A 25,785-nucleotide genomic window follows, 5' to 3' on the forward strand; every position below is an offset into this window, starting at 1 on the left:
GACGTCGTTCGTCGCATCCGCACGAATTATTATTCCGTCCCACTCGTCGGCGGAATGATCGAACACAAGTTGCTCGGGCTCGCCTGCGAAGGCAGAGCCCGACAGGCGTAATCATCGATGCGCACATCCAGGCCCTGTCTTTGCGACAGGGCCTTTTCTCTGCCCCACCAACCGGTGCCGCAGTCAGGATGTGAAAGGTGAAACACGACAATGTCCAGCACACTGGATGAGCAGACGACCGCAGGCCGAATGCCGAAGACCGCGCCTGCCGCCACCGCGGCAGGCCTGCAGCGAGACTCCGCACGCAAGGTGATCGCCGCGTCGATGATCGGCACCGCCATCGAGTTCTTCGACTTCTACGCCTACGGCACCGCCGCGGCCAACTACTTTCCCACGGTCTTCTTTCCACAGGCCAGCGCGACCGTCGGCGTGCTCGCCTCACTGCTGACCTTTGCGGTCGCATTCGTGGCCCGCCCGTTCGGTTCACTGCTCTTCGGCCACTTCGGCGACCGTCTGGGCCGCAAGACGACGCTGGTCGTCTCGCTGCTCACCATGGGCGTCGCAACCGTGCTGATCGGCGTGCTGCCCGGGTTCGCTCAGGCCGGCGTCTGGGCGGTCGTGCTGCTGTGCCTCTGCCGGTTCTGCCAGGGCATCGGCCTGGGCGGCGAATGGTCTGGCGCCGCACTGGTCGCCACAGAGAACGCCCCGTCGAACCGCCGCGCGCTCTACGGCTCGTTCCCCGAGCTCGGCGCTCCGATCGGCTTCCTGCTCTGCAACGGCCTGTTCCTGCTGCTTGAGACGGTCTGCTCTCATGATCAGATGCTGGCCTGGGGCTGGCGCGTGCCCTTCCTGCTCAGCGGAGTGCTCGTGGTGATCGGTCTCTGGGTTCGCGTCACGATGGAGGAGACTCCGGTGTTCAAGCTCGCCGCCGCGCAGAACCGCACAGTCAAGGCGCCACTGGTGACCACGATGCATGACCACTGGCGTGCCGTCGTTCAGGGCACGCTCGTCGTCGCCGTCACGTACACGCTCTTCTACATGCTCACCACGTGGTCGCTGTCCTACGGCACGAAGACGCTCGGCTTCAGCAATCGGCAGTATCTGGCCATGCTGATGATCTCGGTGGTGGTGTTCGCGGGTTCGATCGTCGGTTCGTGCGTACTCGCCGATCATTGGGGGCGCAAGAAGGTGCTGACGCTCGCCTCAGCCGGCATGGTCGTCTTCAGCTGCTTCTTCGGCGCCATGCTCGGGCACCTCAGCGTCGCCCCCGTGATGGTGTTCCTGTGCGTCGGATTCCTGCTGATGGGCGCCGCTTTCGGCCCGCTGGGCGCGTTCCTGCCCGAACTCTTCCCGGCACATGTGCGGTACACCGGTTCAGGCATCGCCTACAACCTGGCCGCCATCGTCGGTGCAGCGTTCGCCCCGTCGATCGCCACCGCGCTCGCCCGAAACGGTGTGCAGAACGTCGGCCTCTATCTCGGCCTGATGGCCGTGCTCAGTCTCATGGCGCTGTTCACCTGTCGTGAGACGAAAGACGTCGACTACCGCAGGTAGCCGGCGACGCTCTGCGGCGTCTCCTGCTGCGGAGCCTGCAGCACCGCGGCATCATGGGTGGCCACGTGCTCTGCGAAGAGCCCCGGCCACGCCATGATGCCGTACGGCGTCTGGGCGACCACGAGCCGGCTGCCCCGGATCAGCGCGTTGAGCGCCTGCGCCGTCGTCATCGGGTGAGCAGGGTCGGCGATCCAGGCGAGAATCAGCGTCGGGGTGGCGATGCCCGCGAGGGATGCCGGATTCGGCAGATCCGCTTCGGCGGCACCCCGCAGCACTGTCGGCAGCAGCCCTTCTGCCACCGCCGGCCGGGTGTCGGGCACATCGGCGAGCGCCGGCGGCGTCACGTTCCTGTGCCCCTGCGCGATGAACGCCTCGATGCCGGCGCGTTCCACCAGCTCGGCGCTGGCCAGATAGTTCTTCGCCTGTGCTCGTCGGGTGTCCCAGGCCGTCGGCGGTGAGACCAGGGTCAGACTGGCGAAGCGTGACTGATCACGCACGGCCGCGTGCAGCAGCGTGCCGCAGCCCATCGACTGCCCCACCCCGTGCACGGTCTCACCCGGCGCCACATGGTCGAGCAGCGCAAGCAGGTCGTCGGCGAGCCGGCTCCAGCGATAGCTGGCCGCTTCGAGCGATCCGGTCGAACGCCCATGGCCGCGGGCGTCGTAGCGCAGCACGCGGTGGTCGCGAAGCGCCCGCCCGTGGTCGAGCCCGAGACGCGCATCGCGCTCGCGGCACGAAGTGAGGCCGTGCAGCTGCACGACGAGCGGCCCGTCGTCGCCACTGATGTCGTAGTCGATCTTCGCGTCGCTCAGCTCCAGCACGGGCACGGTCACTCCCAGTCGTCTTCTCCACGTGTCGGCAGAGGTGACAGCACGTGAGATTCACACCAGAATAGCGCGCGACGACGCGGTACAGTCAGAACGTGCGTCTGACGAACATCACCCGAGTCACGCTGCCCGCGGGCCGCGTGCGCCACTATGCCGTGACGATGGGCGCGGTGGTGCGAGAGCACGTGCCGATCTCGTTCGATCAGCGACGTCATGTGAGCGAGGGCGAGCGGCCAGGCTCCTGGATGGCGCTCGCCTTCCGTCTGCCTCATCCGGTCACCGCAGAGCGGCTGGGCGATGCCTGGCTCGACGTGGTGCGTCGGCACGGCACCATGCGCACGGTGTTCTCACGCGCAGACGACGGAACCCTGCAGCTGACCGAACATGCGGTGGGCGCCGGCAGCTGGCATGAGCATCCTCGCTCGGGCGGGCAGCTGACGAGGGATGCCGTGCATGCGATCCTGGACGCGCACTGCCGCCCCTGCTCGCGTCCGTCTCATCGCCTAGTGCTGATCGATCCGTCCAGCGATGCGGCAGACTCCGCGCAGACCGTGGTGATCGGCTCAGACCACTCTCATGTCGACATGTGGTCGGTGCTGCTGCTCGCCCGAGACCTGCTGGCGGCGCTCGACTCGTCTGCGGTCGAGCACGACGTGCTGATGCGGCTCGAGACCGGGCGACCGGCCGCCACGCTCACCACCGATGCCGCCGGAGCATCCGCATCGCTCGACGAAGCCCCAGACTTCGCCGATCACACCGCAGCCCTCGCCGCACGCCCGGCGGCCACACCCGAGGTGCTCGAACGATGGGCCGAGATCCTGGCAGCCGGAGACGGACTCCTGCCCACGCTGCCGCTCGACCTCGGCGTCCTGCGGCACGCGGTGCCAGAGGTGGTCGAGGTGCGCGACATCCTCGACGCCGACCGTCTCGAGATGCTTTCGACGCAGGCCGCGGCCCTGGGAGTCCGACTGCTGCACATGGTGCTCGCCGACTTGGCCGGAGTCACCCTCGCCATGACCGGGCGGCCGCTGCGTGCGGTCTTCCCGGTGCACAGTCGGTACGAACCGCGCTGGCACGACTCCGTCGGCTGGTTCGTGACCAACTCGGTGATCGAATGCGCGTCGGACGATCCCCGCGCGTGTGCTCGCGATGTCAAAGACGCACTCCGACTCGCGGCGACGCCGCTGGCCGGAATCTTCGAGCCGCGCGGAGGCATGCCCGCCGGGCCCGGGATGTTCGCCGTCTCATGGCTCGACACCCGCAGGCTGCCCGTACAGCTGCCGGCAGACCTCGCGACGCAGTACGTGTCTGCGTCGCTGAGAGTCGACGGCGTGATGATCTGGTTCGTTGTGAGCCCCACCGGCATGCATCTGCGCTGCCGCTACCCCGACACCCCGCAGGCGCGCGAGAGCGTGCGCGCCTGGCTCGAGGCCGTCGTGCACCGTCTGCAGGATCGCACGATGCACGATGCCGTGGAGCACCGAGCGAGCTGAGACCTCAGAGCACCTTCGACAGGAACGTCTGCAGGCGCGCACTCTGCGGGTGCGCGAAGATCTGCTCGGGTGCCCCCTGCTCTTCGACCACACCGGCGTCGAGAAAGAGCACACGGTTCGAGACCTCGCGTGCGAACCCCATCTCGTGCGTCACCAGCAGCAGAGTCATGCCCTCGGCTGCCAGCTCGCGAATGACCTGCAGCACCTCGCCGACCATCTCGGGGTCGAGCGCGCTGGTGGCCTCGTCGAAGAGCATGATCTCGGGCTTCATCGCGAGCGCCCGGGCGATCGCCACGCGCTGCTTCTGACCGCCTGAGAGGGATGTCGGCTTCGCGTCTGCCTTGTCGGCCAGCCCGACCCGGTCAAGCAGTTCGAGAGCCATGCTGCGGGCCTCGGTCTTGCTCACGTGGTGGATCTCTCTGGGCGCCAGCTCGATGTTCTCGGCGACGGTCATGTTCGGAAAGAGGTTGAAGTGCTGGAACACCATGCCCACCTCGCGGCGCACCTCGTCGATGTTCACCTTCGCGCCCGAGATGTCGTGTCCGTTCACGACCACGGTGCCCGACGTCGGGGTCTCGAGACGGTTGAGGCATCGCAGCAGCGTCGATTTGCCCGACCCCGAAGTGCCGATGATGCTGACCACGTCGCCGGATCGCACCGTCATCGAGATGCCCTTCAGCACCTCGTTCGACCCGAAGGTCTTCTTCAGGTCGCGCACCTCGATGCGTACGGGCAGCTCGGTGTCGCTGGTGGTGACGCTGTTCGGTTCGTCGCTCATCGGTTGATCCTCCGATCGATCACATTGGCGAGCCAGGTCAGCAGGGTGATCGCCACCAGGTAGATGATGGCGACGAGCAGCAGGGTCTCAGTCACACGGAAGTTCGCCGCGTAGATCTGCTGCCCCTGGTAGAGCAGTTCGCCGAAGCCGATGGCGAGCAGCAGCGAGGAGTCCTTCACCATGATGACCAGCTGGTTGATCAGCGAGGGTGTGGCGATCTTGACCGCCTGCGGCATGACGACGCGCTGCATCGACTTACCGTAGCCGAGGCCGAGCGATCGGGCCGCCTCCAGCTGACCGGGATCGACCGATCCCACCGCCCCGCGGATGATCTCGGTGATGTACGCGCCCGAGTTCAGCGCCAAGGTCAGCACACCCGCGATCCAGATGTTCACCGGATGCCCGATGAGCTGTGGAACTCCGAAGTAGAAGAAGAACGCCCAGACCAGCAGCGGTGTGCCCCGGAAGATGCCCACATAGATCTTGGCGATCCAGTCGAGCACGCGACTGGTGCCGACGCGCATCAGCCCGAAGCCGAAGCCGAGCACCATGGCCACGACGAATGAGATGAGTGTGATGATCACGGTGTTGCGCAGGCCGAGCATCAGTGCGGGGAACGCCTGTTTGGCAAGCTGCAGCAGCCCGCCCTGTCCAGCGGCGTTGGCTTCGGGGTCGGCGAGGTAGTGATCGATGATCCGCTGGTACTCGCCGTCCTGTCTGATCGAGGCCAGCCCACGGTTGAACGCGTCGACGAACTCGGTGTTCATGCCTTTGTTCACAGCGACCGCGTAGTCGCCGCCGGGCACCTTGTCAGTCACGGTCTTCAGCCCGTTGTTCTGCGCGATGCCATAGGCCAGCACCGGGTAGTCGTCGATGACGGCGACGGCGTTGCCCGACTTGACCTTCTCGTACATGGTCGCCGATTGGTCGACGCCGTCGAGTTTGAATCCGTACTGCTCCTGAATGGACTTGGCGTACGCCTCGCCTTCGGAGCCCGTCTTCACCACGACGGTCTTGCCTCGCAGATCGTCGTAGGAGTGCACGTCTTCGTTGCTCTTGGCGACGGCCATCTGGACGCCGCTCTGAAAGTACGGGTCGGTGAAGTCGTAGACCTGTCTGCGCTGGTCGGTGATCGACATTCCCGCGATCACCGCATCCACCTGGTTCGATGACAGCGCCTGCAGCGCGGCGTTGAAGCCGAGCGACTGGATCTCGACGTCGAACCCTTCTCGTTTGGCGATCTCACGCATGAGATCCATGTCGATGCCGACCATCTGCCCCGACGAATCTCTGAATTCGAAGGGGGCGAAAGTCGTGTCGGTCGCCACACGGAAGGTACGGCCGGCGACAGGGCTGTCACTGCCCGGGTTGTCGTCTGCGTGAGCTGACGACGCCCCGGGCAGTACCAGTGCCATGATCGTGAAGAGCGCGAGGGCGAACGCCATGAGCATGGCCCATGGAGCACGGCCCGCAGATTCACCCGGCCGTGATCCGAATCCGGTCTCCTGATCGCAGGCCATCAGTTCCTCCGTCTTCTCGGCGACGCCGTTCGGTGTCGTTCGGCGTCGTCGAGAGGGTCGTCTCGTCGAGTGCGTATTGCGGCACAGTATACGCACCCCACTGCATCACCGAGGTGGATCAGGCCTCAGTGACGTGGCCCCGCGACAGCCCCTGCGAAAGCAGGTGTGATGTCACTGGGCGTCGTTGTAGGAGTAGAACCCCTCCCCCGAGGCCCGTCCGAGCTTGCCCTGATCGAGGTAGTTCTCTTTCAGCCAGGCGGCGATCTGCTGCTTGCGCTCGTCGCCATGCGCCATGATGTTGTACGGAGTGTTCAGACCCACCACATCGAGAATCTGGAAGGGGCCCATCGGCGCGCCGGTTCCGATCCGCCAGACGTTGTCGACGTCGGCGGGCTCGGAGTAGCCGAAGACGACCAGTTCGAGCGCTGCGTCGAGCAGCGGCACGAGCAGCGAGTTCAGCACGTACCCTGACTTCTCTTTGTGCAGCGGGACCGGCACCATGCCCATCTCTTTGGCGTAGGCGACGACTCGGTCGAAGACCTCAGGCGAGGTCTGTTCAGTACCCATGACCTCGGCCGTGTTGTGCAGCCAGATCTCGTTGGCGAAGTGCAGGGCGAGAAAGCGGTCGGGGCGGTCGGTCGCGCTCACGATGTCGCTTGGCAGCAAGGTCGACGAGTTCGTCGCGAAGATGGTCTTCGCCGGTGCCGCGGCGCTCAGCTTCTGATAGGTGTCGCGCTTGATCGCCACGGCCTCGGGCACGGCCTCGATGACCAGATCTGCGTCGGCCACCGCGGCCGCGAGATCGCTGCTCACGCTCAGACGAGACAGAGCCGCATCGGTCTGGGCCTCCGTTGCCCCGTCGACCTGCTGCTGGTAGACCTTGGCGAGGCCGGCGAATCGCGCCTTCGCGTGCTCGAGAATCTCGTCGCTGATGTCATAAGCGGTCACAGTGAACCCGGCGTAGGCGCTCTGGAAGGCGATCTGCGATCCGAGCACGCCGGTGCCGAGCACGGTGACGTTGGTGATGTTGCTGGTCATGATGGTTCCTTTCGGTTTTTCTTTGGATCGTTGGTCTTGACGTCGATCGTGCTGACCGGGGTCGAGGCGCAGATCTCGACGGCGCGCACGCGGAGCCCGTCGACGATCATGGCCACCTGCAGTCGCAGATCGGCGAAGTCGTTGTTCAGTGCGTCACTGGCGCGGTGCGGCTGGATCAGCAGCACGTGCAGATCGGCGAAGATGCTGCGGGCAGCCTGCAGGGCGACCGGCTGAAGGCAGGCGGATGCCGTGGCCGACAGCTCAGCGTCGCCCGCTCTGGTCTGGTCGTCGAGATCGGCCATCAAACGATCACAGAGACGGTGCTCCATCTCTTCGACGAGTGCGAGACCCTCGGCACGGTATGGCTCGTCAGCATCGGCGAAGATGAGCTCACGCTGGAAGAGCGCAGTGTTGCGTGGCTGGTCTGCGGCCGCCCGCAGAATGCACACGGCGTAGGCGAGAAGAGCCTCCGTCGTCTCGGCCTCTGCGTCCATGGCGCGCTCTGCCGCGGCCAAGGCCTCGCGCAGCCGCTCGTTGTATACGAGCAGCAGCAGCTCCGACTTGGTGGCCGCATAGCGGAACAGCGTGCCTGCGGCGATGTCGACACGCTCGGAGATCTGCTGTGTCGTCGTGGCGTCGAAGCCCTGTGCGTCGAAGAGCTCTGCGGCCGCGTGTATGATGCGCCCGAGCGTCTCTCGTTTGCGACGAGCGACTCGACCTTCGCTTTTGGTCACCGTCATTTCCCACCTCCAGGATCTGCGCAGCCGACACCTCGTGTACGCGCAGACTCCTCAAGAATCCTAGTGAGCCTGCTCATTTCTGAGTGTACTCATATTTTGATGGCTTTCGATACCTGCAAACCAGCTCGCGAGTCGCCCGTCAGCTCACACGCACGCTTCAGCGAGCCAGAGGTTCAGCCACACCAGCCCCTACAGAGCACGTAGACTGCCCGTCATGAGTCGAGACCGCGCTGAGTCCCTTCCCAAGGCCGCACACCGTGCATCGCTGCACCGTCCGGCTGCCTTCTTGGTGCTGCTGACCCTCACCTGCGCGCTCTGCCTCTCTGGCTGCATGTCCGCTGCCGGGCAGAGTCCGACAGCCGAAAGTATGGAATCCTCATCGCCGGAAGAGACTGCGGCCGCTCGCACGGAGATCCCCTGGCAGGATGAGTGCCTGCTCTCGGCAGCAGAAGTCACCAACGCCGTCGAAGAGCGCACATTCGTCGCTGCCGAAGATCAGCAGCCGTGGAACATCACGACAGGTGCCTATGCCTGCAACTACATGATTTCGGATGCCGCAGAAGCAGAGCTGGAAAAGGTCACCACATGGGACCACCGAGGCTACGGCACGGTTTCGGTCGGCATCGCCGCTCACTGGTATTCCGAAACGGCGAACGAAGAGCATCCGATAGAGTTCCCTGCCGCTTCAAACGAAGGTCGGCCTGAGCTGAGACCGGTCACGCTCCGTTGGACGACTCCGGATGCCGATTCGGCCGCCCAGAACAGCTGCGCGTCGTACGCCGACCAGTTCCCCGCCGACCAACAGCCGATCTGCACGCCGATCAACGGAGTGCCGGTGGTCGTCTCGCCCGGACGTGCAGTCGCCTTCGTCTTTCCTCCCGGCGAGGTCTTCTACGAGGTACTGCTCTACACCTGGAACGAAGACCGAGCGAATCGTGAGCGGTCGACCATGAACCTCGTCACTCTGCTGACGACTCGGCACCTTTAGCGTGTGACTGGACGCACGGCATCACCTGGCTGGTCTTCGTCGCCGTCTGCCTGCTCGTCGGCGTGTGGTTCCGGTGGAAGATCTGGGTCGTCATCGCCGGACTCGCCATGTCGACCTTCCCTTTCCAGACCTGGCCCTTCGAGGTCTGGACAAAGCGCACTGGTCGACTGATCTCACGGAACCTCTCGACACAGGTGCGGCACACCGCATAGCATCGTGAAAAGCGCGGAGGGAGGCCCCCGTGAGCGACACGAACGAACTGCACACGCGGCTCGCCGCCGAGCCTCTCGGCAGCGTTGTGATCTTCGCGCCGTCTCCGCTGCTCACCATCACCGTCGAAGAGCAGGCCGGCGAACCTGACATTCATCTGCATGCCGGCGGCCAAGGAGTCTGGCAGGCCCGCATGGTGCGGGTCATCGGGGCGACCCCGATTCTCTGTGCCAGCTTCGCCGGTGAGACGGGCCGCGTGCTGCAGCACCTGATCACAGATGAGGGCTTCGATCTGCGCGCCGTGCAGCGCTCCGGCCAGGGAGCCGCCTACATCCACGACCGGCGCACCGGCCACCGCCAGCACATCGTCGAGACCGGCGGCGACCCGATCAATCGCCATGCGCTCGATACGCTCTACGGGCAGACTCTGCGAGCCGCTCTGAGCGCCGACGTGGTACTGCTCAGCGGCCCGCACGGTGACCGAGCGCTGCCTGCCGACGTCTACCGGCGTCTGGCGGCCGACCTGCGCGACCGAGCTGCCAAGGTCATGGTCGATCTGGCCGGCCCGCGTCTCGACGCCGCTCTGCAGGGCGGCGTCGACATTGTGAAGATCAGCCACGACGAGCTGCTCGCCGACCGCCGCGTCTCGTCGACCGAGCCGGTCGAGATCTTCAGGGCTATGCGTGCGATCCAAGACCACGGCGCCGATGTCGTGCTCGTCACACGCGCAGAGCTGCCTCTGCTGATGCTCTCCGGTGATGCCGTGCAGCAGGTGACCGCCCCACGCATGGCAGTGCTCGACACCACAGGCGCCGGCGACTCGTTCACTGCGGCGGTGGCCGCCTGCCTGGCGCAGCAGCAGTCGGTCGAACAGGCTGCAGTCATCGGAGCCGCCGCAGGCGCGCTCAGCGTCACGCGGCACGGGCTCGGCACCGGAGACCGCTCGGCCATCATCGACCTCAGCAGGTTCGTGCAGATCTCGCCATTCGCCGCTGACGCGCCAGAACCGCGCGTACGACTGTCACCCGTCCAGCTGGCCCGACTGATCCGAAAGGGGCCGAGCGATGCGAGCCCTGATCACGAATGACGATGGCATCGACTCCCCCGGCCTCGTCGCGCTGGCTCGCACCGCCAGAGCCGCTGGCTACGACGTAGTCGTCGCAGCCCCACCAGAAGAGGCGAGCGGCAGCAGCGCATCGATCAACGCCTCTGAGTCGTCAGCGGTGACTGCGGCAGGCGGGCACGGCAGCATTCGCGTCGAGCCGAGAGAGCTCGCCGATCTTGACGCTGAGGCCTTCACTGTCTTCGCAGCACCTGCCCTCATCGCGCTGCTCGCCGCCCATGAGGCGTTCGGCCCGCCTCCCGACCTCGTGCTCTCCGGCATCAATCGAGGAGCCAACATCGGCCGGGCCATCCTGCACTCCGGCACGGTCGGTGCGGCACTCACCGGCGGGGTCAACGGCGCCCGCGGCCTCGCGGTCTCGCTGGCGGTCGCCGACTCGCGCGAGCATCCGCACTGGGCGACGGCCGCCGACGCCGTCAGGGCGGCGCTGCCCAGGGTCGCGAACAGCGCGCCGGGCACCGTTCTGAACCTGAACGTTCCCAACGCCGCGCCCGGCCGGCTTGAGAGCCTCGAAGCGGTCTCGGCGACACTGGCGCCGTTCGGCATCGTGCACACCACCATGACAGAACGTCAGGGCGACCACGTCCATTTGATGATCGCCGACCCAGATGATCTGCCGATCGCCGGCTCTGACGCAGCTCTGCTCGCGGCCGGGCGCGTCACCGTCACCTCGATCACTGGTATCACCGAGGCGCCCGTGTGAGTTCGGCATAGGCTGCGAGCGCACGCGCACGACTCGCGCGCAGGTCGACCAGCGGCTCGATCTCGGGCTGCCTCGCCTGCCACCGGTCGACATACTCTCCCTGCGGGTCGAACCGACGCCGCTGGGTCTCGGGGTTGAAAATTCGGAAGTAGGGCGCAGCGTCCGCCCCGCACCCGGCAACCCACTGCCAGTTGAAGGGGTTGCTCGCCGAATCCGCATCGACGAGCGTGTCCCAGAACCAGCGTTCCCCGACCCGCCAGTCGACCATCAGATTCTTGACCAGATACGAAGCGGCCACCATGCGCACGCGATTGTGCATGACGCCGGTGTGCCAGAGTTCGCGCATACCGGCGTCGACGAGCGGCTCCCCTGTGCGGCCCTGCTGCCAGGCCCGCAGCTCAGGGTTCTCTGCGGCAGACATTGCGGCATCCGCGGCCTGCCTCGCCCCGGCTCGCCACGGAAACGCATCGAATCGGCGGTCGAGGTTGGTCGTCGCCAGATCGGGATGCTGAAAGAGCGTGTGCCATGCGAACTCCCGCCAGCCGAGCTCGCTCAGGAACGTCCCGACCGACCGACCGCTCGCGATGGCCTGCCGCCAGACCGTCGCCGGGCTGATCTCTCCCCAGCGCAGGTGTGGCGAGAGCCCCGAGACCGCGTCGTCGTCGGCAGGTTCGTCACGGTGCTCGGCATACTCGTCAATCGGCGCAGGTCTCTGTGAGCTTCCCGGGGCAGCATAGGACGCTTCCTCTCCCAGAAAGGTCGACAGCCGTCGATGGGCCGCGTCCTCTCCCGGTGTCCACCGATCCGCGAGGCCCGCTGACCAGTCGGGAGCGCTCGGCCGCAGGTTCCAGCTCGCAAGCGTCGTCGAGAACGTCTCGGCGGCCGAGCTGGCAGAGTTGGCAGTGCTGGCAGACCGCTCACGTCCTCCGTCTTGCGTCGGCAGTTCGATGGATGCAGGCGTGAGATGGTCGGGCACCGGCGCCGGAGCGCGAACGGGCAGTTCGCCGCAGGCTCGCCAGAAGGGCGAATAGACTTTGTACGCTCCCCCGGTCTTCGTCTGCACGGTCCAGGGTTCGTGCAGCAGATTCGCAGCGAACGACTGCACGGCGACGCCTGCGTTGCGCAGCCGGAGCTTCAGATCGGCATCGATCGCCTTCTCTGGACCGTACCGCCGGTTCCAGACGACCCGGGTGATCTGCGTCGCCCCGGTGTCGACGTTCGCGCCACCATCTGTGTGCGAACCAGCCTCGACATGCACACCGACCTCAGCGTGTGCGCCAGCACCAGCGCCAGCACCCCAGATGAGACGCGGAATCACTTCACGGGCGGCTCCGCGCTCGAGCAGCAGCGGCGCACCGAGCTCGGCCAGCCGCTCGCCGAGGCGCATCAGAGACTGGTGCAGCCACCACTTCGCCGCTGCGCCCAATGCGCGAGTCTCAGGGCTCTGCTCATCGAGCAGGTAGACGCAGACGACGCCCTCCGGGTCGCGAGACGCTTGCAGCAGCGCCGGGTTGTCCCTCACCCGCAGATCGTCTCGAAACCACACCAGAGTCGTCATGACCCCAGTTTAGTTCACCTGGTAAGTAAGCTCCGCTGGTGCGGACCTCGCGCCGTCAGCTGCGCAGACTCAGACCTGCGCCGTCAGCGCGTGCTCCTCGAGGTACGTACGCACGGCATCCACATCATCTGGCAGATCGACGACGTGTTGAGGCTGCTGCAGCAGTTCACGCACGGCGGGCGAGATCACGTCGACGTCATCGCCCAGCGCCTCGTGCACCGTGTCGCTGAACTTGGCCGGCAGCGCCGTCTCAAGCACCAGGGTCAGGCCGGGCACATCGAGTTCATGCGCCACCGTGACCCCGTCAGCGGTGTGCGGGTCGATGACGACGCCGCTGTGCTCATAGGTCGATCGGATGCTGGCGAGCCGGTCGGCGTGGGTGCTGGTTCCGCTGATGAAGCCAAATTCGGCGTGCAGGCGCGGCAGCTCGGCGCTGAGGTCGAGGCGACCGGTGCGCTGCAGCTCGGCCCAGCGCTCGGGGAATGCGTCTGTGCCCAGCAGCTCCCAGATGAAGCGTTCGAGGTTCGACGCCTTCGAGATGTCCATCGAGGGGCTCGACGTGGCCAGCGTCTCTTCGCGCGAACGCGGCACGTACACACCGGTGCGGAAGAAGTCGTCGAGCACGTTGTTCTCGTTGGTGGCGAGGATCAGACGGTCGATCGGCAGCCCCATGCTGCGCGAGAGGTGCCCGGCGTAGATGTTGCCGAAGTTGCCCGACGGCACGGCCACCGAGAGCATCGCCTCGGCGCGGTCGGACTCGGCCACTGCATCCGTCGCACGCAGCCACGCCCAGAAGTAGTACACGATCTGTGCGCTGATTCGGCCGAAGTTGATCGAGTTGACGGCGCCGATGGCCTGGTCGGCCTTGAACTGTGCATCGCCGTTGATCGCCTTCACAATGTTCTGGCAGTCGTCGAAGACTCCGTCGATGGCGATGTTGTGCACGTTGTCGTCGGTGATCGAGTACATCTGCGCGCGCTGCACATCGCTCATGCGGCCCTGTGGCGAGAGCATGAACACGCTGATGCCGGGCTTGCCGCGGAACGCGTGCTCGGCTGCTGAGCCGGTGTCTCCCGACGTGGCGCCCAGAATGTTGAGGCGGCGACCTCGACGGGCCAGCACATAGGGCATCGCCTCGCCGAGAAACTGCATCGCCAGGTCTTTGAAGGCCATGGTCGGCCCCTGCGACAGCCCGACCAGTACCGTGCGGTCGTCCAGCGGCGTCAGCGGCACGACGGGGTCGGGAAAGCGCTCGGGACCGTAGGCCTTGGCAGTGAGCACTTCGAGGTCGGCCGTCGGGATGTCAGTCGCGTAGAGCGCGATCACCTTCGCCGCGAGCTGCGGGTAGGTCAGCGAACGCCACGACTCGCGCTGCTCGGCGCTCACCTGGGGAATCGTCTGCGGCACCACGAGCCCGCCATCGGGGGCGAGACCGTCGAGCAGCACCTCGGTGAACGTCGCGGGCTGCATGCCCCCTCGTGTCGAGACGTACTGCAGATCGGTCTGGTGGTCGATCATTCCCTCGGTCATGCGGTTCGTGCCTTTCGATAGACGGCGCTCGTACGGCTGCCACTCAAGGATACCGACTGACCACGACCGGCCGTGGTCCAGCGCCGCCAGAAGCCCTCAGCGGCCGCCGAACTGATAGAACTGAACCTATGACAACCTCGCACAGCATCCCCTTTCGTGCCGACCAGGTCGGCAGTCTGCTTCGTCCGCCGGCCGTCCACGAGGCCCGCGACCGCTTTGCCCGCGGTGAGATCGACGCTGCCGCTCTGCGTGCCGTCGAAGACGAGCAGATCGCACGCGTCATCGCCAAGCAGGAGGAGGTCGGCCTGCAGGCTGTGACCGACGGCGAGTTTCGTCGCGCCTTCTGGCACTTCGACTTCTTCGGCGGGCTCAACGGCGTCGAGATCGTCGAAGAGGACAGCGGCATGGCCTTTCACGGCACGGCGCCGAAGCCGCACGCCGTGCACATCACCGGCAAGGTGAGCTTTCCCGACGACCACCCCATGCTCGAACACTTCCGCTTCGTGCGCGACCACACCACGGTCACGGCCAAGCAGTGCATCCCGGCGCCGACCGTCATGCACTTTCGTCTGGCCCCCGAGAGCATCGACCACAGCGTCTACCCCGACCGGGCTTCGCTGTTCGCCGATCTGGCTCAGACGTGGCGGGATGCCGTCCGTGCGTTCCACGCTGTGGGGTGCCGCTACCTGCAGTTCGACGACACGGCATGGGCGTATCTGTGCTCTGATCTGGAACTGGAGCGTGCCCGCGAGCGCGGACTCGACACCGAGAACATCGCTCAGGCCTACGCCGATCTGCTGAACGACATCGTTCGCGACCGCCCTGACGACATGACGATCACCACGCACGTCTGTCGTGGCAACTTCCGCTCGACGTGGATCTCGTCGGGCGGCTACGAGCCGGTCGCCCCGTACCTGCTCGGCCAGGTCGACTACGACGGCTTCTTCCTGGAGTACGACTCCGATCGTGCCGGCGGCTTCGAGCCGCTGCGCTTTCTGCCACATGACGGTCGCCGGGTCGTGCTCGGGCTGGTCACGTCGAAGTCGGGTGACCTCGAATCGGCGGATGCCGTGCGCGCGCGAATTCGCGAGGCTGCGGAATTCGCCCCGCTCGATCAGCTCGCCCTGAGCCCGCAGTGCGGCTTCGCCTCGACTGAAGAGGGCAACGTGCTCACCGAGGAACAGCAGTGGGCGAAGCTCCGCGAGATCACGAAGATCGCCGACGAGGTCTGGGGCTTTCCGCAGGATCGCTGAGCCCGGACTGCAGCAGCGCAGCACCGAGAACCCTCGCTTTCACGAGCGTCTCAGCATACTCGTCCGCTGCCTGTGACAGCTGCGTGATCGCGCCGCCGACGCCGAACGTCGCACGATGCGGCTCGACGACAATCGTGCGAATGACCACGCTGAGTGACACTGTGCCGTTCGGCGAAAGCCAGCCGAGGGCACCGGCGTAGACACCGCGTGGGCCGCCCTCAAGCTCGTCGATGATCTGCATCGTGCGGCGTTTCGGTGCTCCAGTCATGGAGCCGGCCGGAAACGTCGCGCGTATGCAGTCGAACGCTGTGCAGTCGTCTCGCAGCTCTGCTCTGACCGTACTGATCAGTTGATGAACGCCGGGAAACGACTCAACCGCGAACAGCCTCGGCACCCGTACCGTCTCTGGTCGGCACACTCGGCTCAGGTCGTTCCGCATGAGATCGACGATCATCAGGTTCTCTGCGCGCTCTTTCTCAGAGCTGAACAGGTCTTCACGACGCTGTGCGTCTTGCAGCGGAGTCGCCCCGCGTGGGCTGGTGCCTTTAATCGGCCGTGTCTCGACCGTTCTGTTCTCGTCGATCGTCAAGAAGCACTCTGGCGAGGCGCTCAGCACCGAGAAGTCACCGCATCGCAGCAGCGCACCGTAGGGAACCCGTGAGAGCTCTCTGAGCCGCTGATAGGTTGACACGGGGTCGACTGACACGGGGTACTCCGCCATGTTCGTGAGACATACCTCGTACGAATCACCAGCGGCTATGTGTCGTTGGCTCGTCTGCACACGTTCCATGTAGCACTCACGGTCATGGCGAAAGCCGAAAGCGGCCTGCAGCGTCGCATCATCTGGGAGCGCACAGGTCTGAGACGACGCCCCGTCCCGCGACTCCGCCGGCGACAAGCCGCGTTCCTGCTGCTCCTGCTTCCGCAGCCGCCTGCCCGACGACACAGACGACGTCGCCGCCAACGTCAGCAGGGTGCGGGTCGTTCGCCGCATCCAGAGCCGCGAGGCAGCATCCAGTGTCTTGTCAGCCCCTTCGGAGCGCAACGCAAGCAGCTGCACCTCACCCGACACATGGTCGAAGACGATCGCTCGTTCGGCAAAGGTCAGAAGCCCGTCTGGCATGTCAGAGGGTGTCCAGTCAGCGACGCCACAGGTGCTGGCTTTGAGCCCATACCCGAGATAGCCGATGTAGCCGAGGCAAAAGCCTCCGACTGCGGGTGGCGGCCGTCCAGTGGCGAACCTCGTCAGCTGTGTCTCAGCGACGTGCAACAGGTCTCCTTCGACCTGTTCGCTGCTGCCGTCGACAGCGATTCTTGTCGTATGGGACTCCCCTGCACGATACGAGAGCACGTGAGCGTGCACTCCATCGAGCGTGCCCAGCACACTGATCGCCGATCGTTCGTCGCCACTGTTGCTGTCCAGCCAGAAGCTCCGTGAATCATCGGCGTAGAGCGCGGCGTGTACGTCTGCGGCGCAGAGATCGATGTGCAGACGTCGCACGTCGATCCACCAGCGCTCTGCGGTGGTCTCGTCACATGTGCTCATATGTGTCGATCGCGCTTGCACTGGTGTGGAACGTAGCGTTCCGGCTGACGCAGATGAGCGATGTGCCGCTGCGCGCTCCGTTCTGCCGGCGCATTCTCAAGCCACTCGACGAGGTGCTGCTCACACCCTCGCAGCGCCGCTCGATAGTCATCCGCCCGCCCGTTCGAAGCGACCCGCAGGCCATCCCATGTACTGACCACACGAATACCATGCAGTGAGCTGAGCACCCACACTTCGTCGGCCGCGCGCACCTCGTCTGGGGTGCAGAGCCGACTTTCGACCGCATCGCCCCGGAGGCCCGCAATTCGGATGACCGCAGCTTCTGTGACGCTCGGCAGCCGTTGTTCGCTGCCTGATACCACCAGTCGGCCCTCAGACCAGTGCACGATGCTGCTGAAGGCACCCTCACGAAGCGTGCCGTCAGCGCCGACCAGTACCGCTTCGTCAGCACCGCTGACCTGCGCCTGGGCGCGCAGCGACCTCTGCACCGGAAAGTCAGGGCCCTTCAGCTCGGGCCACTGGCGGGGGTCAGAGCACGATGGCGTCCAGAGACGCACCTCAGTGCGCAGTGTCGTTTCTGCGATCGAGCGCGTCTGCACCCTACACGTCAGCTGATCGATCGAGATCCTCGGAAACCACAGGCCCTCTGCGAGTTCCGGCCTCTGCAGCAGCTCGCGGTAGACAGCACGCATACGGTCCAGGGACCAGCCGCTGGACCGAGACAGACGCTCGATATGACCGTCGACGTCGAGCACACGGCCATGCCTGATGAGCAGCGAATCGTGCAGCATGGGTCAACGATATCCGGGCGAGGATGCAGCGCGGTCCTGACATATCACCAGCACCCGCTGATATGGTGTCGTCATCTGGCTGTCATCTCCCCGCGCCGACTACGCCGACTCGAGCACCTCAGACTCCAGCACCGCGACCGCCCGCGCATCCTGGAAGTCACGCAGCCCGTCCAGCCCCTGCTCACGCCCCATGCCCGACGACTTGAGTCCACCGAACGGCGCCCGCAGATCGAGCCGGTTCGCACCGTGGTCGTTGATCCACACGTACCCGCAGACCAGCTGGCCGGCAACCCGCCGAGCCCGCGCCGCATCCATCGTCCAGACCGAGCCGCCCAGGGCCGCCCAGCTGTCGTTGGCAAGGCGCACCGCATCCGCCTCATCGTCGAACGCCATCACCGGGATCACCGGCCCGAACTGCTCTTCGGTGACCACGCGCAGACCCGCATCGGGTTCGACCACGATGGCCGGCCGCACAAAGTTGCCCGTGGCAAGATCGCCGCCCGGCAGCTCGCCGAACTCTCGCACGTCGGCCCCGGCCGCTTTCGCCTCGGCGATCAGCCCGTCGACGAACCTCTTCTGCTCCGCCGAATGCAGCGGCCCCATTGTCGTCTTCGGGTCGGCACCGTCGCCGAGCACCACGTGGTCGAGCCGCGCAGAGAGCCCGGCCACCAGCTCGTCGAGGCGCGACCGGTGCACGTAGATGCGCTTGGCGTTCATGCAGATCTGTCCGGTCGAGTCGAACACCGCGTGGAAGAGCCGGTCCAAGTGCTCCTCGTCGAGCGGAGCGTCATCGAACACGATCGCCGCATCGTTGCCGCCGAGCTCCAGCGTCACACGGGTCAGCGTCGGCGCGGCGAGCTCCATCATGCGACGACCGCCGCCCACGCTCCCGGTGAAGCAGACCTTCGCGACATCCTCGTTGCGAATCAGTCCCGTCATGTTCGCGTCCGGCCCGGTCACGACGTTCAGCACGCCTGCGGGCAGGCGCTCGGCCACCCGCTGCACGAGCTGCGCCGTCGCCAGCGGAGCAGTCAGCGGCGGCTTCACGATCACTGTGTTGCCGGCCAGCAGCGCGTACGGCAGCGATGCCGCGAGAATCGCCAGCGGCCAGTTGAACGGCACGATCACCGTGGCCACACCAAGCGGCTGATACGTCACCGTCGTCTCGACCGGGATGCCGGGTTCGGGGCGCAGCACAACATCGGCATCGACCTGATCGACCAGCGTGAGCGCCTGTCGCCAGCGCAGCTCGAAGACGAGCGCGTCGACCCACGCCTCAGCCACGATCTTGCCGTTCTCACGCGACAGCAGTGCGGCATCCGCATCTCGGTCTGCCGCGATGTCTGCGACGGCCTCGGTCATCAGGTCGGCGCGCTGCTGCGGGGTCAGCGCCGACCACTGCGCGGACGCGCCCCTTGCTGCGGCAACGGCGTCTGCCACGTCTGCTGGCGATGCCGCCGCGGCATGGCCGACAATATGGCTCGGCCTCGCCGGATCGATGATGGCCGTCGTCTCGTCGGTCGCGCGCGCGGCGCCGCCGATGAAGAGCGTCGAGCGCGTCTCGTCAGGCGTCGAATCGTTCTGGGGATGCGCGGTGTCAGTCATGCGGTCTGCTTTCAGTCGTGGGGTGGGCGCGGCTGGATGTTGTGCTCTGTGTGCAGGCTCAGGCTGGGACCAACACTATCCCAGCTTCTGCGATCTGGCCGTAGCCGCCTCAGCCGCTTCGCTGTAGTGCGATTGCCCCGAGCACGCTGCCGCACCCGCTGCTTTTTCTCCAGAGACTTGCGTTCGAGCGCGCTCGAACCTCTACCGTCGTCGACATGACGAACGACAGAGCAGACCGCATCCACAGAACGAACAATGCTCACAGAGCAGACACCATCACGAACACAGACCACGCGAGCAGCAGCGAATCAGCCGAGAAGACAGCAGCCAGCAGAGTCTGGCTGATCACCGGGGCGTCGTCCGGTCTGGGCCGGGCACTGGCGACGGCAGCGTTGGAGTCAGGAGAACGGGTCGTCGGCACCGCTCGCGACCTCAGCAGATTCGCTGACCTGCGGCAGGCGTATCCTGACACGCTCTGCACAATCGCACATGATGTTCGCGACACCGACCGGGCAGCGGATGTCGTGACCGAGGCGATCAGCCGGTTCGGTCGCATCGACGTGCTCGTCAACAACGCCGGTGTCGGCCAGGTCGGCACAGCCGAAGAGGTCGACGATGCTGCCCTGCGCGACATGCTGGCGCAGCATCTGTTCGGCCCGGCAGCCTATGTGCGCGCCGTGCTGCCGCATCTGCGCGCCGCCCGTTCGGGCACCATCGTGCAGATCAGCAGCCAGGGAGGCCGTAGGTCGTTCCCCGCCGTCGGCAGCTACTCCGCCGGCAAGTTCGCGCTCGAGGGGTGGTCCGAAGCACTGGCGCTCGAGGTGCAGCCGTTCGGCATCGACGTGCTCATCGTCGAGCCCAGCCGACTTCGCACTGAGTTCAACCGAGCAGGGGTGCTGCTACAGGCGACCGAGCGCACGGAGTACGACGACGTCGCTGGCGCGGTGCGCGCCGACATGCGCGGGTCGGACGGTCTACAGGAGGGAGACCCCGCGAGGGCTGCCGCCGTGATTCGACAGGTCATCGCAGCACAACATCCGCCGCTGCGCCTGCCACTTGGAGCCGAGGCGGTGCGCACCCTGAGCACGGCTTATCGCACCGCTCTCGACGACGTCGAAGCGTGGGCGAAAGTCTCTGAATCGGCAGATTTCCCTGGCCAGACGCACACCCAGGCACGGCCGATCTGATCACGGACGGATCCCATGTCGAAGACCTGTCAGCGCATTCCGGCTTTCGCACAGGCACGATGAGAGACCACCACTAGGCTCGACGACATGGCTACAGACGACCTCATTCGCACGCTCATGCAGCAGATCGATGCGACACCCGATGCGGGAGCCGTCGATCTGCTGCACGAGCTGCTGGATGACGCCACGATCGAAGACTCGTCAAACGAGATCGGCATAGCCGAGGCTGCGCAGCTGGTCGGTCTCTCGGCGCACACACTGCGGTACTACGAGCAGCAGAAACTCGTGCGCCCGACCCGTGATGCTCAGGGACGGCGCCGCTACGACGCCTTCGCGCTGAGACGTCTCGTCTTCGTGACGAGGATGCGAGTGTCTGGCATGGGGATGAGCGAGCTGCGCCGTTACATCGCGCTGGTCGAGCAGGGCGACGCGACGATTCCTGAGCGCAGACAGATCATGCTCGATCAGCGAGACCGCATCGAACGCCAGATCGCCGAGCTGGAGCTCGCCCGCGAGGCGACCGATTTCAAGATCGCACGGTACTCGGCGCCGGAGTGAGCGTGTCGGTCCGCTGGCGCAGGAGCACTGGCGCAGGAAGCTCTGCAGCACACATACCCGGTGCTGGTGGCCGAGTACAGCACTCAAGCTGCTGCCTTACATCACCGCCCCACCTCCGATTGGTCGGAAGCAGCACCGTCCTACTTACCCCAGCGCAACACGGATTTGTCGAGCACAGCACCGTTCCGCTCAAACTCAGCTGATCTCGACAAAACCATGTACATCCGAGCGGATCCGTGCACCGGCGCAAAGGCCTATCGGCACAATGACTCATCAGCACAGAGTCAAAACCGGACGCGCCCTCATGCTGAAAGTCGCCACAGTACACAGCACTACATTGCCTGCAGAGCACGGTGCCCGCAAAACACTGAGCACAGATCCGCCATTAACGCAGAAATCCCGCCAGTTGCACCTGGCGGGATTTCTGATGTTACGAGCGATGTCTCAACCATCTCGTGTGGACCTGAGGGGACTCGAACCCCTGACCCCCTGCATGCCATGCAGGTGCGCTACCAGCTGCGCCACAGGCCCCTTTCGGAGCTTCAAAACACCTTACGGCGTTTCAGCCAACTCGATAATCTTAGACTGAACTGCTCGAAGATTGCAACCCGAGATCGACAAGTCCGTTCAGGCTGAGGCACGAGCCCAGCCCGAGCAGACAGCTCCCCGCTGCGGCACTGTTCACCACAGCGCTGTCGAACTATCCGCGACGCCGCTCACGCCGACGTTCCATCCGTGCGCTGAGCCACGCCCAGAACCTCTTCAATGGTCTCAGCGCCTTCGCAGCCCAAGCGAACTCCGTCGCGAGAATGCCGAGGCCGAAGAAGATCACGACCCAGCCGGGGCCGGGCAGCGGCAGCAGCACGATGCCGAGGGCCAGCACGCACCCGCCGACGCAGGCGACACCTGCCCGCCAGACGCGCAGCATCCGAGGATGCCGCCCCAGCCAGCGACGAAAGGCGCCCCGCTCTGGCGCATCAGCGTCGTCAGCCGGAGTCACGGGATTCGCACCCGATTCAGCGCGCAGAGGTGCTCTCCGCACCATCGTGCAGGTCAAGCACGACCACCGGCGCCGTGTTCCAGATGCGCTCCAGAGCATAGAAGTCGCGCGACTCCGCCTGGAAGGTGTGCACGACCACATCGCCGAAGTTCTGCAGCACCCACTCCCCCAGCTCGCGCCCCTCGCGGCCTCGCATCTTCACGCCGTTCTCGACCATGGCATCCTGCACAGCGTCGGCGATGGCGACCACGTTACGGTCGCTCGAGCCGGTGACGACCACGAAGATGTCTGCGAACGGGTTCGTGCCCGAGACGTCGAGCGCGACGATGTCGTGCCCGTTCAAGTCGAGCGCGGCCTGGGCGGCGATCTGTGCCAGACGTTTCGCCTCTGCGCTGGCCGTCATGCGCCGAAGATCCGCAGCAGCACGAACACGGTGGCGGCGATGAGCAGCACGCCGGCGCCGATCAGCAGACCGATCGACAGCTTGTTCATGCGATCGTGCTGTGAGTTCTCGGGAAGAATACGGTCGGTCTCGTAGCGACGCACCGTCTCGACGGCAGACACCGGCCGAGTCTCGTCAGTCACCGGCACCGAGTCGCTGGTGTCGGCCAGCGGGTCGCCGCGATCTTTCTCGTACGCCGCCGGGATGACACCGGTGTCGGTGGTCAGCTGCGGCAGTGTGATCGAACCGGTCGTGATCAGCACATCACCGGTCGAGTCGAGCGGCAGCGCGAGGCTGTTCTGCTCGGGTGTGCTCGGCAGCACCAGCACGCTGGCCGTTGCTGGCCCGGTCGTGATGGTCGGCTTGTTGGGGGCGATCCTGGCGTCGACGTCACTGTCAGACGTCGCCGGAGTGATGATCACCGGAGTGCTCTCAGCCTTCGCCGGTTGGCTGGGCTGAGCTGCGGGCTTCGACGCCGACGGGGTCGGAGCCGCTGCGCGAGGCTTCGATGAGGCAACCGGCGCGTCGGCCAGCAGCGGCCGGCGGCGACGAGGTTCCGCTGTCGACGGCGTCGGGGATGCCGCAGCCGGTTTCGCTGCAGGCGTCGCCTGCGAGCCGCCAGGCGTCGACGAGGGGCCGCCAACCGATTTTGCGGCAGGCCGTTCTGCCGCAGGCTGCTTCTCAGCCGGCTTCGGGGTGGGCTTCGCCTGTGCGGGCGACGTCGACTTCACGAAGGCCGAACCTGCCGATGTGGCGGGAGCGGGCTGCGGAGCCGGCTTCTTCGCCGGAGCCGGACGCTGAGCCGATGCCGGGCGCTGAGCAGGAGTCGACTGTGCCGCCGCTGCCGGGGCGCCGTGCCGATGATGCGCTCGTTTCGACTGCCCGTCGGCAGCAGTGCTCTGTGCCGACTGCTGCGCCTTCGAGGCAGCACCCTGCCCTGAACCGGCTGCTGTCTGCTTCTTCTCTGCATCGCCGGAAGTCTTCGATGCGTCGCTCGGAGTCTTTGCCGCTGCGGCCTCGGAGGCAGCCAGCTGAGCCGCGCGCTCTCGTGCACGCAGCTCTCGCCGCGTCAGCTGATGTTCTTCGGCCACTTAGTCCTCATCCCGATACAGTCCGTATTTACTGATGTACTGGACAACGCCGTCTGGCACCAAGTACCACACGGGCTGACCACGGCGCGCACGCCGTCGACAGTCTGTCGACGATATCGCAAGCGCAGGTATCTCTAGCAAGCTTACGTCGTCATGCGGCAGGCTCGAAAGTGAGAGCGGATGCCCGGGCCTGCTGACCGCGACGAAATGTGCAAGCTTCCAGAGCTCTTCGCTGTCTTTCCACGTCAGAATCTGGGCGATGGCATCGGCCCCAGAGATGAAGAAGAGCTCGGCCTCGGGGCGCAAGCGATGCAGGTCGCGAAGGGTGTCGATCGTGTAGGTGGGGCCCGCTCGATCGATGTCGACCCGACTCACGGTGAACCTCGGGTTGGATGCTGTGGCGATCACCGTCATCAGGTAACGCTGGTCGGCATCGGTGACCCGGCGATCAGCTTTCATCCATGGCTGGCCGGTGGGTACGAACACCACTTCGTCGAGGTCGAACGCGTTCGCCACCTCGCTGGCAGCCACTAAGTGGCCGTGGTGAATCGGATCGAAGGTACCGCCCATGACGCCGATACGTCGACGCCGATGCGGGGTGATCTGTGTGTGCACGCGACTGGCGGAGCTCAGTGCCCCTTGTGCGCCTCTGAACCGGCGGCCAGCTCGGGAAGCGGCGGAACGACCTCATCGTGATGCCGGTTGTTGACGTCACGGTAGCTGAACACGATGAGCCCGAGCAGGATGAAGACCACAGCGGCGACCAGTGCGAAGCCCCACGGAGGCATCGGCATCGAGTGCTCCACTGATTCAGCGGCAAGTACGTTCACGGCAGTTGCAAGCATTGTGTCCTCATCTTCTGACTACTCACCCCATGATAGAGGATGACGCGACCACTTCAGTACACACGCGCCAGCGTGCCCGCCACGCGCCAGCCAGCGGTCAGTGTCTGATCTGACCCTCGCCGCGCACCAGCCACTTCGTGGTGGTGAGCTCGGGCAGCCCCATCGGCCCGCGCGCATGGAGCTTCTGCGTCGAGATGCCGACCTCAGCGCCGAACCCGAACTGGCCGCCGTCGGTGAAACGGGTCGAGGTGTTGACCATGACCACAGCCGAGTCCACCTCGGAGAGAAAGCGCTCGGCGTTCGCATAGTCTTCGGTGATGATCGACTCGGTGTGGTGCGTCGAGAAGTGATTGATGTGCTCGATCGCCTCGTCGATCGAATCGACGACATGCACTGCCAGCTCGAGTGCGAGATACTCCGTCTGCCAATCGTCTTCGGTCGCGGGAACGACCGAGGAGTCGATCGCCTGTACTGCCTCGTCTCCGTGAATCGTCACGTCTCTGTCATGCAGTGCGGTCAGCACGGCGGGAAGCACCCGTTCGGCCGCGTCGCGATGCACGAGCACCGTCTCGGCGGCGTTGCACACACTCACGCGTTGGGTCTTCGCATTCACCACGATGTCGACCGCATGCTGCAGATCGGCACTCGCATCGAGGTAGACGTGCACGTTGCCGTCACCGGTCTCGATCACCGGCACGGTCGAAGTCTGCACCACCCGCTGGATCAGCGCCTTGCCGCCGCGCGGAATCAGCACGTCGATCAGCCCACGCGCATGCATCAGTGCGTCAGCGCCCGCCCGACCGTGGTCGTCGACACTCACCACGGCATCCGCCGGCAGCCCGACCGAGGCGATCGCCTCACGCAGCACCTGCACCAGCACGTCATTGGTGTCATGCGCAGCCGAGCCGCCGCGCAGCGCCACGGCGTTGCCGCTCTTGATCGCGAGAGCGGCGATGTCGACCGTGACGTTCGGACGTGCCTCGTAGATCACGCCCAGCACGCCGAAAGGCACACGAACCTGCTCGATGCGCACACCGTTCGGCAGCCGATGACCACGCACGAGCGTGCCGATCGGGTCGGTCAGCCCCACCACGACGCGCACGGCATCGGCGAGCGCCGCAATGCGGTCATGATCGAGGCGCAGTCGGTCGTGCATGGGCAACGGCAGCCCCGTCTCGACCGCACGGTCGAGATCGCGCGCGTTGGCCTCGAGAATGCGCGACTCGTTGTCGACGAGCGCCTGGGCGATCGCCTCAAGCGCTGCGTCTTTGACGCCCGAGGTGCGGGTGGCGAGCGAGCGCCCGGCCTGCTTCGCTGCCTGCAGACGCGGTCGCAGAGCGGCAAGAGCCGCCTCGCCGGTGAGCGGTGAACGATCGTCGCGTGACTGGTCTGCTGACATGCCTCA

24 protein-coding genes, 1 tRNA gene and 1 pseudogene are annotated in these 25,785 nt (G+C 65.7%); 9 read left to right on the plus strand and 17 right to left on the minus strand.

What is annotated here, in order from left to right; genetic code table 11:
* The first annotated feature begins 210 nt into the window (after window positions 1-210).
* Window positions 211-1,554: an MFS transporter gene (locus F8O09_RS02685; RefSeq protein WP_158053850.1), complete on the plus strand. Its 1,344-nt coding sequence runs from the start codon at window positions 211-213 to the stop codon at window positions 1,552-1,554.
* On the opposite strand, the gene F8O09_RS02690 is transcribed toward F8O09_RS02685, so the two are convergent.
* On the minus strand, window positions 1,542-2,387 hold the full coding sequence (locus F8O09_RS02690) for an alpha/beta fold hydrolase (RefSeq protein WP_225732823.1): 846 nt from the start codon (window positions 2,385-2,387) through the stop codon (window positions 1,542-1,544). The genes F8O09_RS02685 and F8O09_RS02690 overlap by 13 nt on opposite strands.
* A gap of 89 nt (window positions 2,388-2,476) precedes the next feature.
* Here F8O09_RS02690 and F8O09_RS02695 point away from each other — a divergent pair, with 89 nt between their 5' ends.
* Window positions 2,477-3,874 carry a peptide synthetase gene (locus tag F8O09_RS02695; RefSeq protein ID WP_158053851.1) on the plus strand — a complete coding sequence of 466 codons (1,398 nt, stop codon included), beginning with the start codon at window positions 2,477-2,479 and terminating at the stop codon, window positions 3,872-3,874.
* Window positions 3,875-3,878: 4 nt separating this feature from the next.
* On the opposite strand, the gene F8O09_RS02700 is transcribed toward F8O09_RS02695, so the two are convergent.
* The 4 genes from F8O09_RS02700 to F8O09_RS02715 all read right to left on the minus strand — a co-directional run bounded on the left by F8O09_RS02700 (window position 3,879) and on the right by F8O09_RS02715 (window position 7,950).
* Window positions 3,879-4,652: an amino acid ABC transporter ATP-binding protein gene (locus F8O09_RS02700; RefSeq protein WP_158031124.1), complete on the minus strand. Its 774-nt coding sequence runs from the start codon at window positions 4,650-4,652 to the stop codon at window positions 3,879-3,881.
* Window positions 4,649-6,172, minus strand: coding sequence for an amino acid ABC transporter substrate-binding protein/permease (locus tag F8O09_RS02705; RefSeq protein WP_225732824.1), 1,524 nt, complete (start codon window positions 6,170-6,172; stop codon window positions 4,649-4,651). The genes F8O09_RS02700 and F8O09_RS02705 overlap by 4 nt, the downstream gene beginning before the upstream one ends.
* Before the next feature lie 171 nt (window positions 6,173-6,343).
* Window positions 6,344-7,210: a 3-hydroxyacyl-CoA dehydrogenase gene (locus F8O09_RS02710; RefSeq protein WP_158031123.1), complete on the minus strand. Its 867-nt coding sequence runs from the start codon at window positions 7,208-7,210 to the stop codon at window positions 6,344-6,346.
* Window positions 7,207-7,950 carry a TetR/AcrR family transcriptional regulator gene (locus tag F8O09_RS02715; RefSeq protein ID WP_158053852.1) on the minus strand — a complete coding sequence of 248 codons (744 nt, stop codon included), beginning with the start codon at window positions 7,948-7,950 and terminating at the stop codon, window positions 7,207-7,209. Before F8O09_RS02715 ends, F8O09_RS02710 begins: the two co-directional genes overlap by 4 nt.
* A 214-nt stretch (window positions 7,951-8,164) precedes the next feature.
* On the opposite strand from F8O09_RS02715, the gene F8O09_RS02720 reads away from it, so the two are divergent.
* From F8O09_RS02720 to surE, 4 genes and pseudogenes are all read left to right on the plus strand, one after another.
* Window positions 8,165-8,938: a hypothetical protein gene (locus tag F8O09_RS02720; RefSeq protein WP_158053853.1), complete on the plus strand. Its 774-nt coding sequence runs from the start codon at window positions 8,165-8,167 to the stop codon at window positions 8,936-8,938.
* A 17-nt stretch (window positions 8,939-8,955) separates the two neighbouring features.
* A pseudogene (locus F8O09_RS10645) lies at window positions 8,956-9,150 on the plus strand (hypothetical protein); the annotation flags it as partial.
* 29 nt (window positions 9,151-9,179) lie between these two features.
* Window positions 9,180-10,235: a PfkB family carbohydrate kinase gene (locus tag F8O09_RS02730; protein ID WP_225732825.1), complete on the plus strand. Its 1,056-nt coding sequence runs from the start codon at window positions 9,180-9,182 to the stop codon at window positions 10,233-10,235.
* Window positions 10,213-10,974: a 5'/3'-nucleotidase SurE gene (surE, locus tag F8O09_RS02735; RefSeq protein WP_158053854.1), complete on the plus strand. Its 762-nt coding sequence runs from the start codon at window positions 10,213-10,215 to the stop codon at window positions 10,972-10,974. The genes F8O09_RS02730 and surE overlap by 23 nt, the downstream gene beginning before the upstream one ends.
* On the opposite strand, the gene F8O09_RS02740 is transcribed toward surE, so the two are convergent.
* Together F8O09_RS02740 and thrC are read right to left on the minus strand one after the other, a co-directional pair.
* The gene (locus F8O09_RS02740) at window positions 10,955-12,532 is read right to left on the minus strand and encodes a cryptochrome/photolyase family protein (protein ID WP_158053855.1); all 1,578 of its coding nucleotides are present in this window, start codon (window positions 12,530-12,532) and stop codon (window positions 10,955-10,957) included. The genes surE and F8O09_RS02740 overlap by 20 nt on opposite strands.
* Before the next feature lie 69 nt (window positions 12,533-12,601).
* Window positions 12,602-14,029 (minus strand): threonine synthase, encoded by a 1,428-nt coding sequence (gene thrC / locus F8O09_RS02745; protein WP_158054429.1) that lies wholly within the window; start codon window positions 14,027-14,029, stop codon window positions 12,602-12,604.
* Between the two features lie 161 nt (window positions 14,030-14,190).
* Between thrC and F8O09_RS02750 the strand changes: the two genes are divergently transcribed.
* Window positions 14,191-15,315, plus strand: a complete 1,125-nt coding sequence (locus tag F8O09_RS02750; RefSeq protein ID WP_158053856.1) for a 5-methyltetrahydropteroyltriglutamate--homocysteine S-methyltransferase — start codon at window positions 14,191-14,193, stop codon at window positions 15,313-15,315.
* Here F8O09_RS02750 and pabB read toward each other — a convergent pair.
* From pabB to F8O09_RS02765, 3 genes are all read right to left on the minus strand, one after another.
* Window positions 15,269-16,861 carry an aminodeoxychorismate synthase component I gene (gene pabB, locus F8O09_RS02755; protein WP_158053857.1) on the minus strand — a complete coding sequence of 531 codons (1,593 nt, stop codon included), beginning with the start codon at window positions 16,859-16,861 and terminating at the stop codon, window positions 15,269-15,271. The genes F8O09_RS02750 and pabB overlap by 47 nt on opposite strands.
* Window positions 16,858-17,652: an aminotransferase class IV gene (locus F8O09_RS02760; protein ID WP_158053858.1), complete on the minus strand. Its 795-nt coding sequence runs from the start codon at window positions 17,650-17,652 to the stop codon at window positions 16,858-16,860. Before F8O09_RS02760 ends, pabB begins: the two co-directional genes overlap by 4 nt.
* A 99-nt stretch (window positions 17,653-17,751) precedes the next feature.
* Window positions 17,752-19,257 (minus strand): aldehyde dehydrogenase family protein, encoded by a 1,506-nt coding sequence (locus tag F8O09_RS02765; RefSeq protein ID WP_158053859.1) that lies wholly within the window; start codon window positions 19,255-19,257, stop codon window positions 17,752-17,754.
* 215 nt (window positions 19,258-19,472) lie between these two features.
* Here F8O09_RS02765 and F8O09_RS02770 point away from each other — a divergent pair, with 215 nt between their 5' ends.
* Both F8O09_RS02770 and F8O09_RS02775 read left to right on the plus strand, forming a co-directional pair.
* On the plus strand, window positions 19,473-20,444 hold the full coding sequence (locus F8O09_RS02770) for an SDR family NAD(P)-dependent oxidoreductase (RefSeq protein WP_158053860.1): 972 nt from the start codon (window positions 19,473-19,475) through the stop codon (window positions 20,442-20,444).
* 87 nt (window positions 20,445-20,531) lie between these two features.
* The gene (locus tag F8O09_RS02775) at window positions 20,532-21,002 is read left to right on the plus strand and encodes a MerR family transcriptional regulator (protein WP_158053861.1); all 471 of its coding nucleotides are present in this window, start codon (window positions 20,532-20,534) and stop codon (window positions 21,000-21,002) included.
* A 458-nt stretch (window positions 21,003-21,460) separates the two neighbouring features.
* Here F8O09_RS02775 and F8O09_RS02780 read toward each other — a convergent pair.
* The 7 genes from F8O09_RS02780 to F8O09_RS02810 form a co-directional block, all read right to left on the minus strand.
* Window positions 21,461-21,533 (minus strand) — tRNA-Ala (locus F8O09_RS02780).
* Between the two features lie 169 nt (window positions 21,534-21,702).
* A complete protein-coding gene (locus F8O09_RS02785) occupies window positions 21,703-22,002 on the minus strand; it encodes a TIGR02611 family protein (protein WP_225732826.1) in 300 nt (99 codons plus the stop codon).
* Between the two features lie 16 nt (window positions 22,003-22,018).
* Window positions 22,019-22,405, minus strand: a complete 387-nt coding sequence (gene rsfS / locus F8O09_RS02790) for a ribosome silencing factor (RefSeq protein ID WP_158053863.1) — start codon at window positions 22,403-22,405, stop codon at window positions 22,019-22,021.
* The gene (locus tag F8O09_RS02795) at window positions 22,402-23,535 is read right to left on the minus strand and encodes a hypothetical protein (protein WP_158053864.1); all 1,134 of its coding nucleotides are present in this window, start codon (window positions 23,533-23,535) and stop codon (window positions 22,402-22,404) included. The genes rsfS and F8O09_RS02795 overlap by 4 nt, the downstream gene beginning before the upstream one ends.
* Entirely contained in the window at window positions 23,536-24,138 is a 603-nt protein-coding gene (gene nadD, locus F8O09_RS02800; protein WP_412973581.1) for a nicotinate-nucleotide adenylyltransferase, read from the minus strand.
* A gap of 26 nt (window positions 24,139-24,164) precedes the next feature.
* The gene (locus F8O09_RS02805) at window positions 24,165-24,329 is read right to left on the minus strand and encodes a hypothetical protein (protein ID WP_225732828.1); all 165 of its coding nucleotides are present in this window, start codon (window positions 24,327-24,329) and stop codon (window positions 24,165-24,167) included.
* Between the two features lie 148 nt (window positions 24,330-24,477).
* The gene (locus tag F8O09_RS02810) at window positions 24,478-25,779 is read right to left on the minus strand and encodes a glutamate-5-semialdehyde dehydrogenase (RefSeq protein WP_158053865.1); all 1,302 of its coding nucleotides are present in this window, start codon (window positions 25,777-25,779) and stop codon (window positions 24,478-24,480) included.
* Window positions 25,780-25,785 lie beyond the last annotated feature (6 nt).

The sequence above is a fragment of the Pseudoclavibacter sp. CFCC 11306 genome (assembly GCF_008831235.1).
Classification (GTDB): Bacteria; Actinomycetota; Actinomycetes; order Actinomycetales; family Microbacteriaceae; genus Pseudoclavibacter_A.

What these genes read in the sequence shown, in the direction of transcription:
- F8O09_RS02685 (WP_158053850.1), top strand. Translation starts at nt 211, where the DNA reads ATGTCCAGCACACTGGATGAGCAGACGACCGCAGGCCGAATGCCGAAG.
- F8O09_RS02770 (WP_158053860.1), top strand. Translation starts at nt 19,473, where the DNA reads ATGACGAACGACAGAGCAGACCGCATCCACAGAACGAACAATGCTCAC.
- F8O09_RS02720 (WP_158053853.1), top strand. Translation starts at nt 8,165, where the DNA reads ATGAGTCGAGACCGCGCTGAGTCCCTTCCCAAGGCCGCACACCGTGCA.
- F8O09_RS02710 (WP_158031123.1), bottom strand. Translation starts at nt 7,210, where the DNA reads ATGACCAGCAACATCACCAACGTCACCGTGCTCGGCACCGGCGTGCTC.
- rsfS (WP_158053863.1), bottom strand. Translation starts at nt 22,405, where the DNA reads ATGACGGCCAGCGCAGAGGCGAAACGTCTGGCACAGATCGCCGCCCAG.
- F8O09_RS02750 (WP_158053856.1), top strand. Translation starts at nt 14,191, where the DNA reads ATGACAACCTCGCACAGCATCCCCTTTCGTGCCGACCAGGTCGGCAGT.
- F8O09_RS02775 (WP_158053861.1), top strand. Translation starts at nt 20,532, where the DNA reads ATGGCTACAGACGACCTCATTCGCACGCTCATGCAGCAGATCGATGCG.
- F8O09_RS02805 (WP_225732828.1), bottom strand. Translation starts at nt 24,329, where the DNA reads ATGCCGATGCCTCCGTGGGGCTTCGCACTGGTCGCCGCTGTGGTCTTC.
- F8O09_RS02705 (WP_225732824.1), bottom strand. Translation starts at nt 6,172, where the DNA reads ATGGCCTGCGATCAGGAGACCGGATTCGGATCACGGCCGGGTGAATCT.
- pabB (WP_158053857.1), bottom strand. Translation starts at nt 16,861, where the DNA reads ATGAGCACATGTGACGAGACCACCGCAGAGCGCTGGTGGATCGACGTG.
- F8O09_RS02740 (WP_158053855.1), bottom strand. Translation starts at nt 12,532, where the DNA reads ATGACGACTCTGGTGTGGTTTCGAGACGATCTGCGGGTGAGGGACAAC.
- F8O09_RS02765 (WP_158053859.1), bottom strand. Translation starts at nt 19,257, where the DNA reads ATGACTGACACCGCGCATCCCCAGAACGATTCGACGCCTGACGAGACG.
- F8O09_RS02715 (WP_158053852.1), bottom strand. Translation starts at nt 7,950, where the DNA reads ATGACGGTGACCAAAAGCGAAGGTCGAGTCGCTCGTCGCAAACGAGAG.
- F8O09_RS02810 (WP_158053865.1), bottom strand. Translation starts at nt 25,779, where the DNA reads ATGTCAGCAGACCAGTCACGCGACGATCGTTCACCGCTCACCGGCGAG.
- F8O09_RS02760 (WP_158053858.1), bottom strand. Translation starts at nt 17,652, where the DNA reads ATGCTGCACGATTCGCTGCTCATCAGGCATGGCCGTGTGCTCGACGTC.
- F8O09_RS02700 (WP_158031124.1), bottom strand. Translation starts at nt 4,652, where the DNA reads ATGAGCGACGAACCGAACAGCGTCACCACCAGCGACACCGAGCTGCCC.
- surE (WP_158053854.1), top strand. Translation starts at nt 10,213, where the DNA reads ATGCGAGCCCTGATCACGAATGACGATGGCATCGACTCCCCCGGCCTC.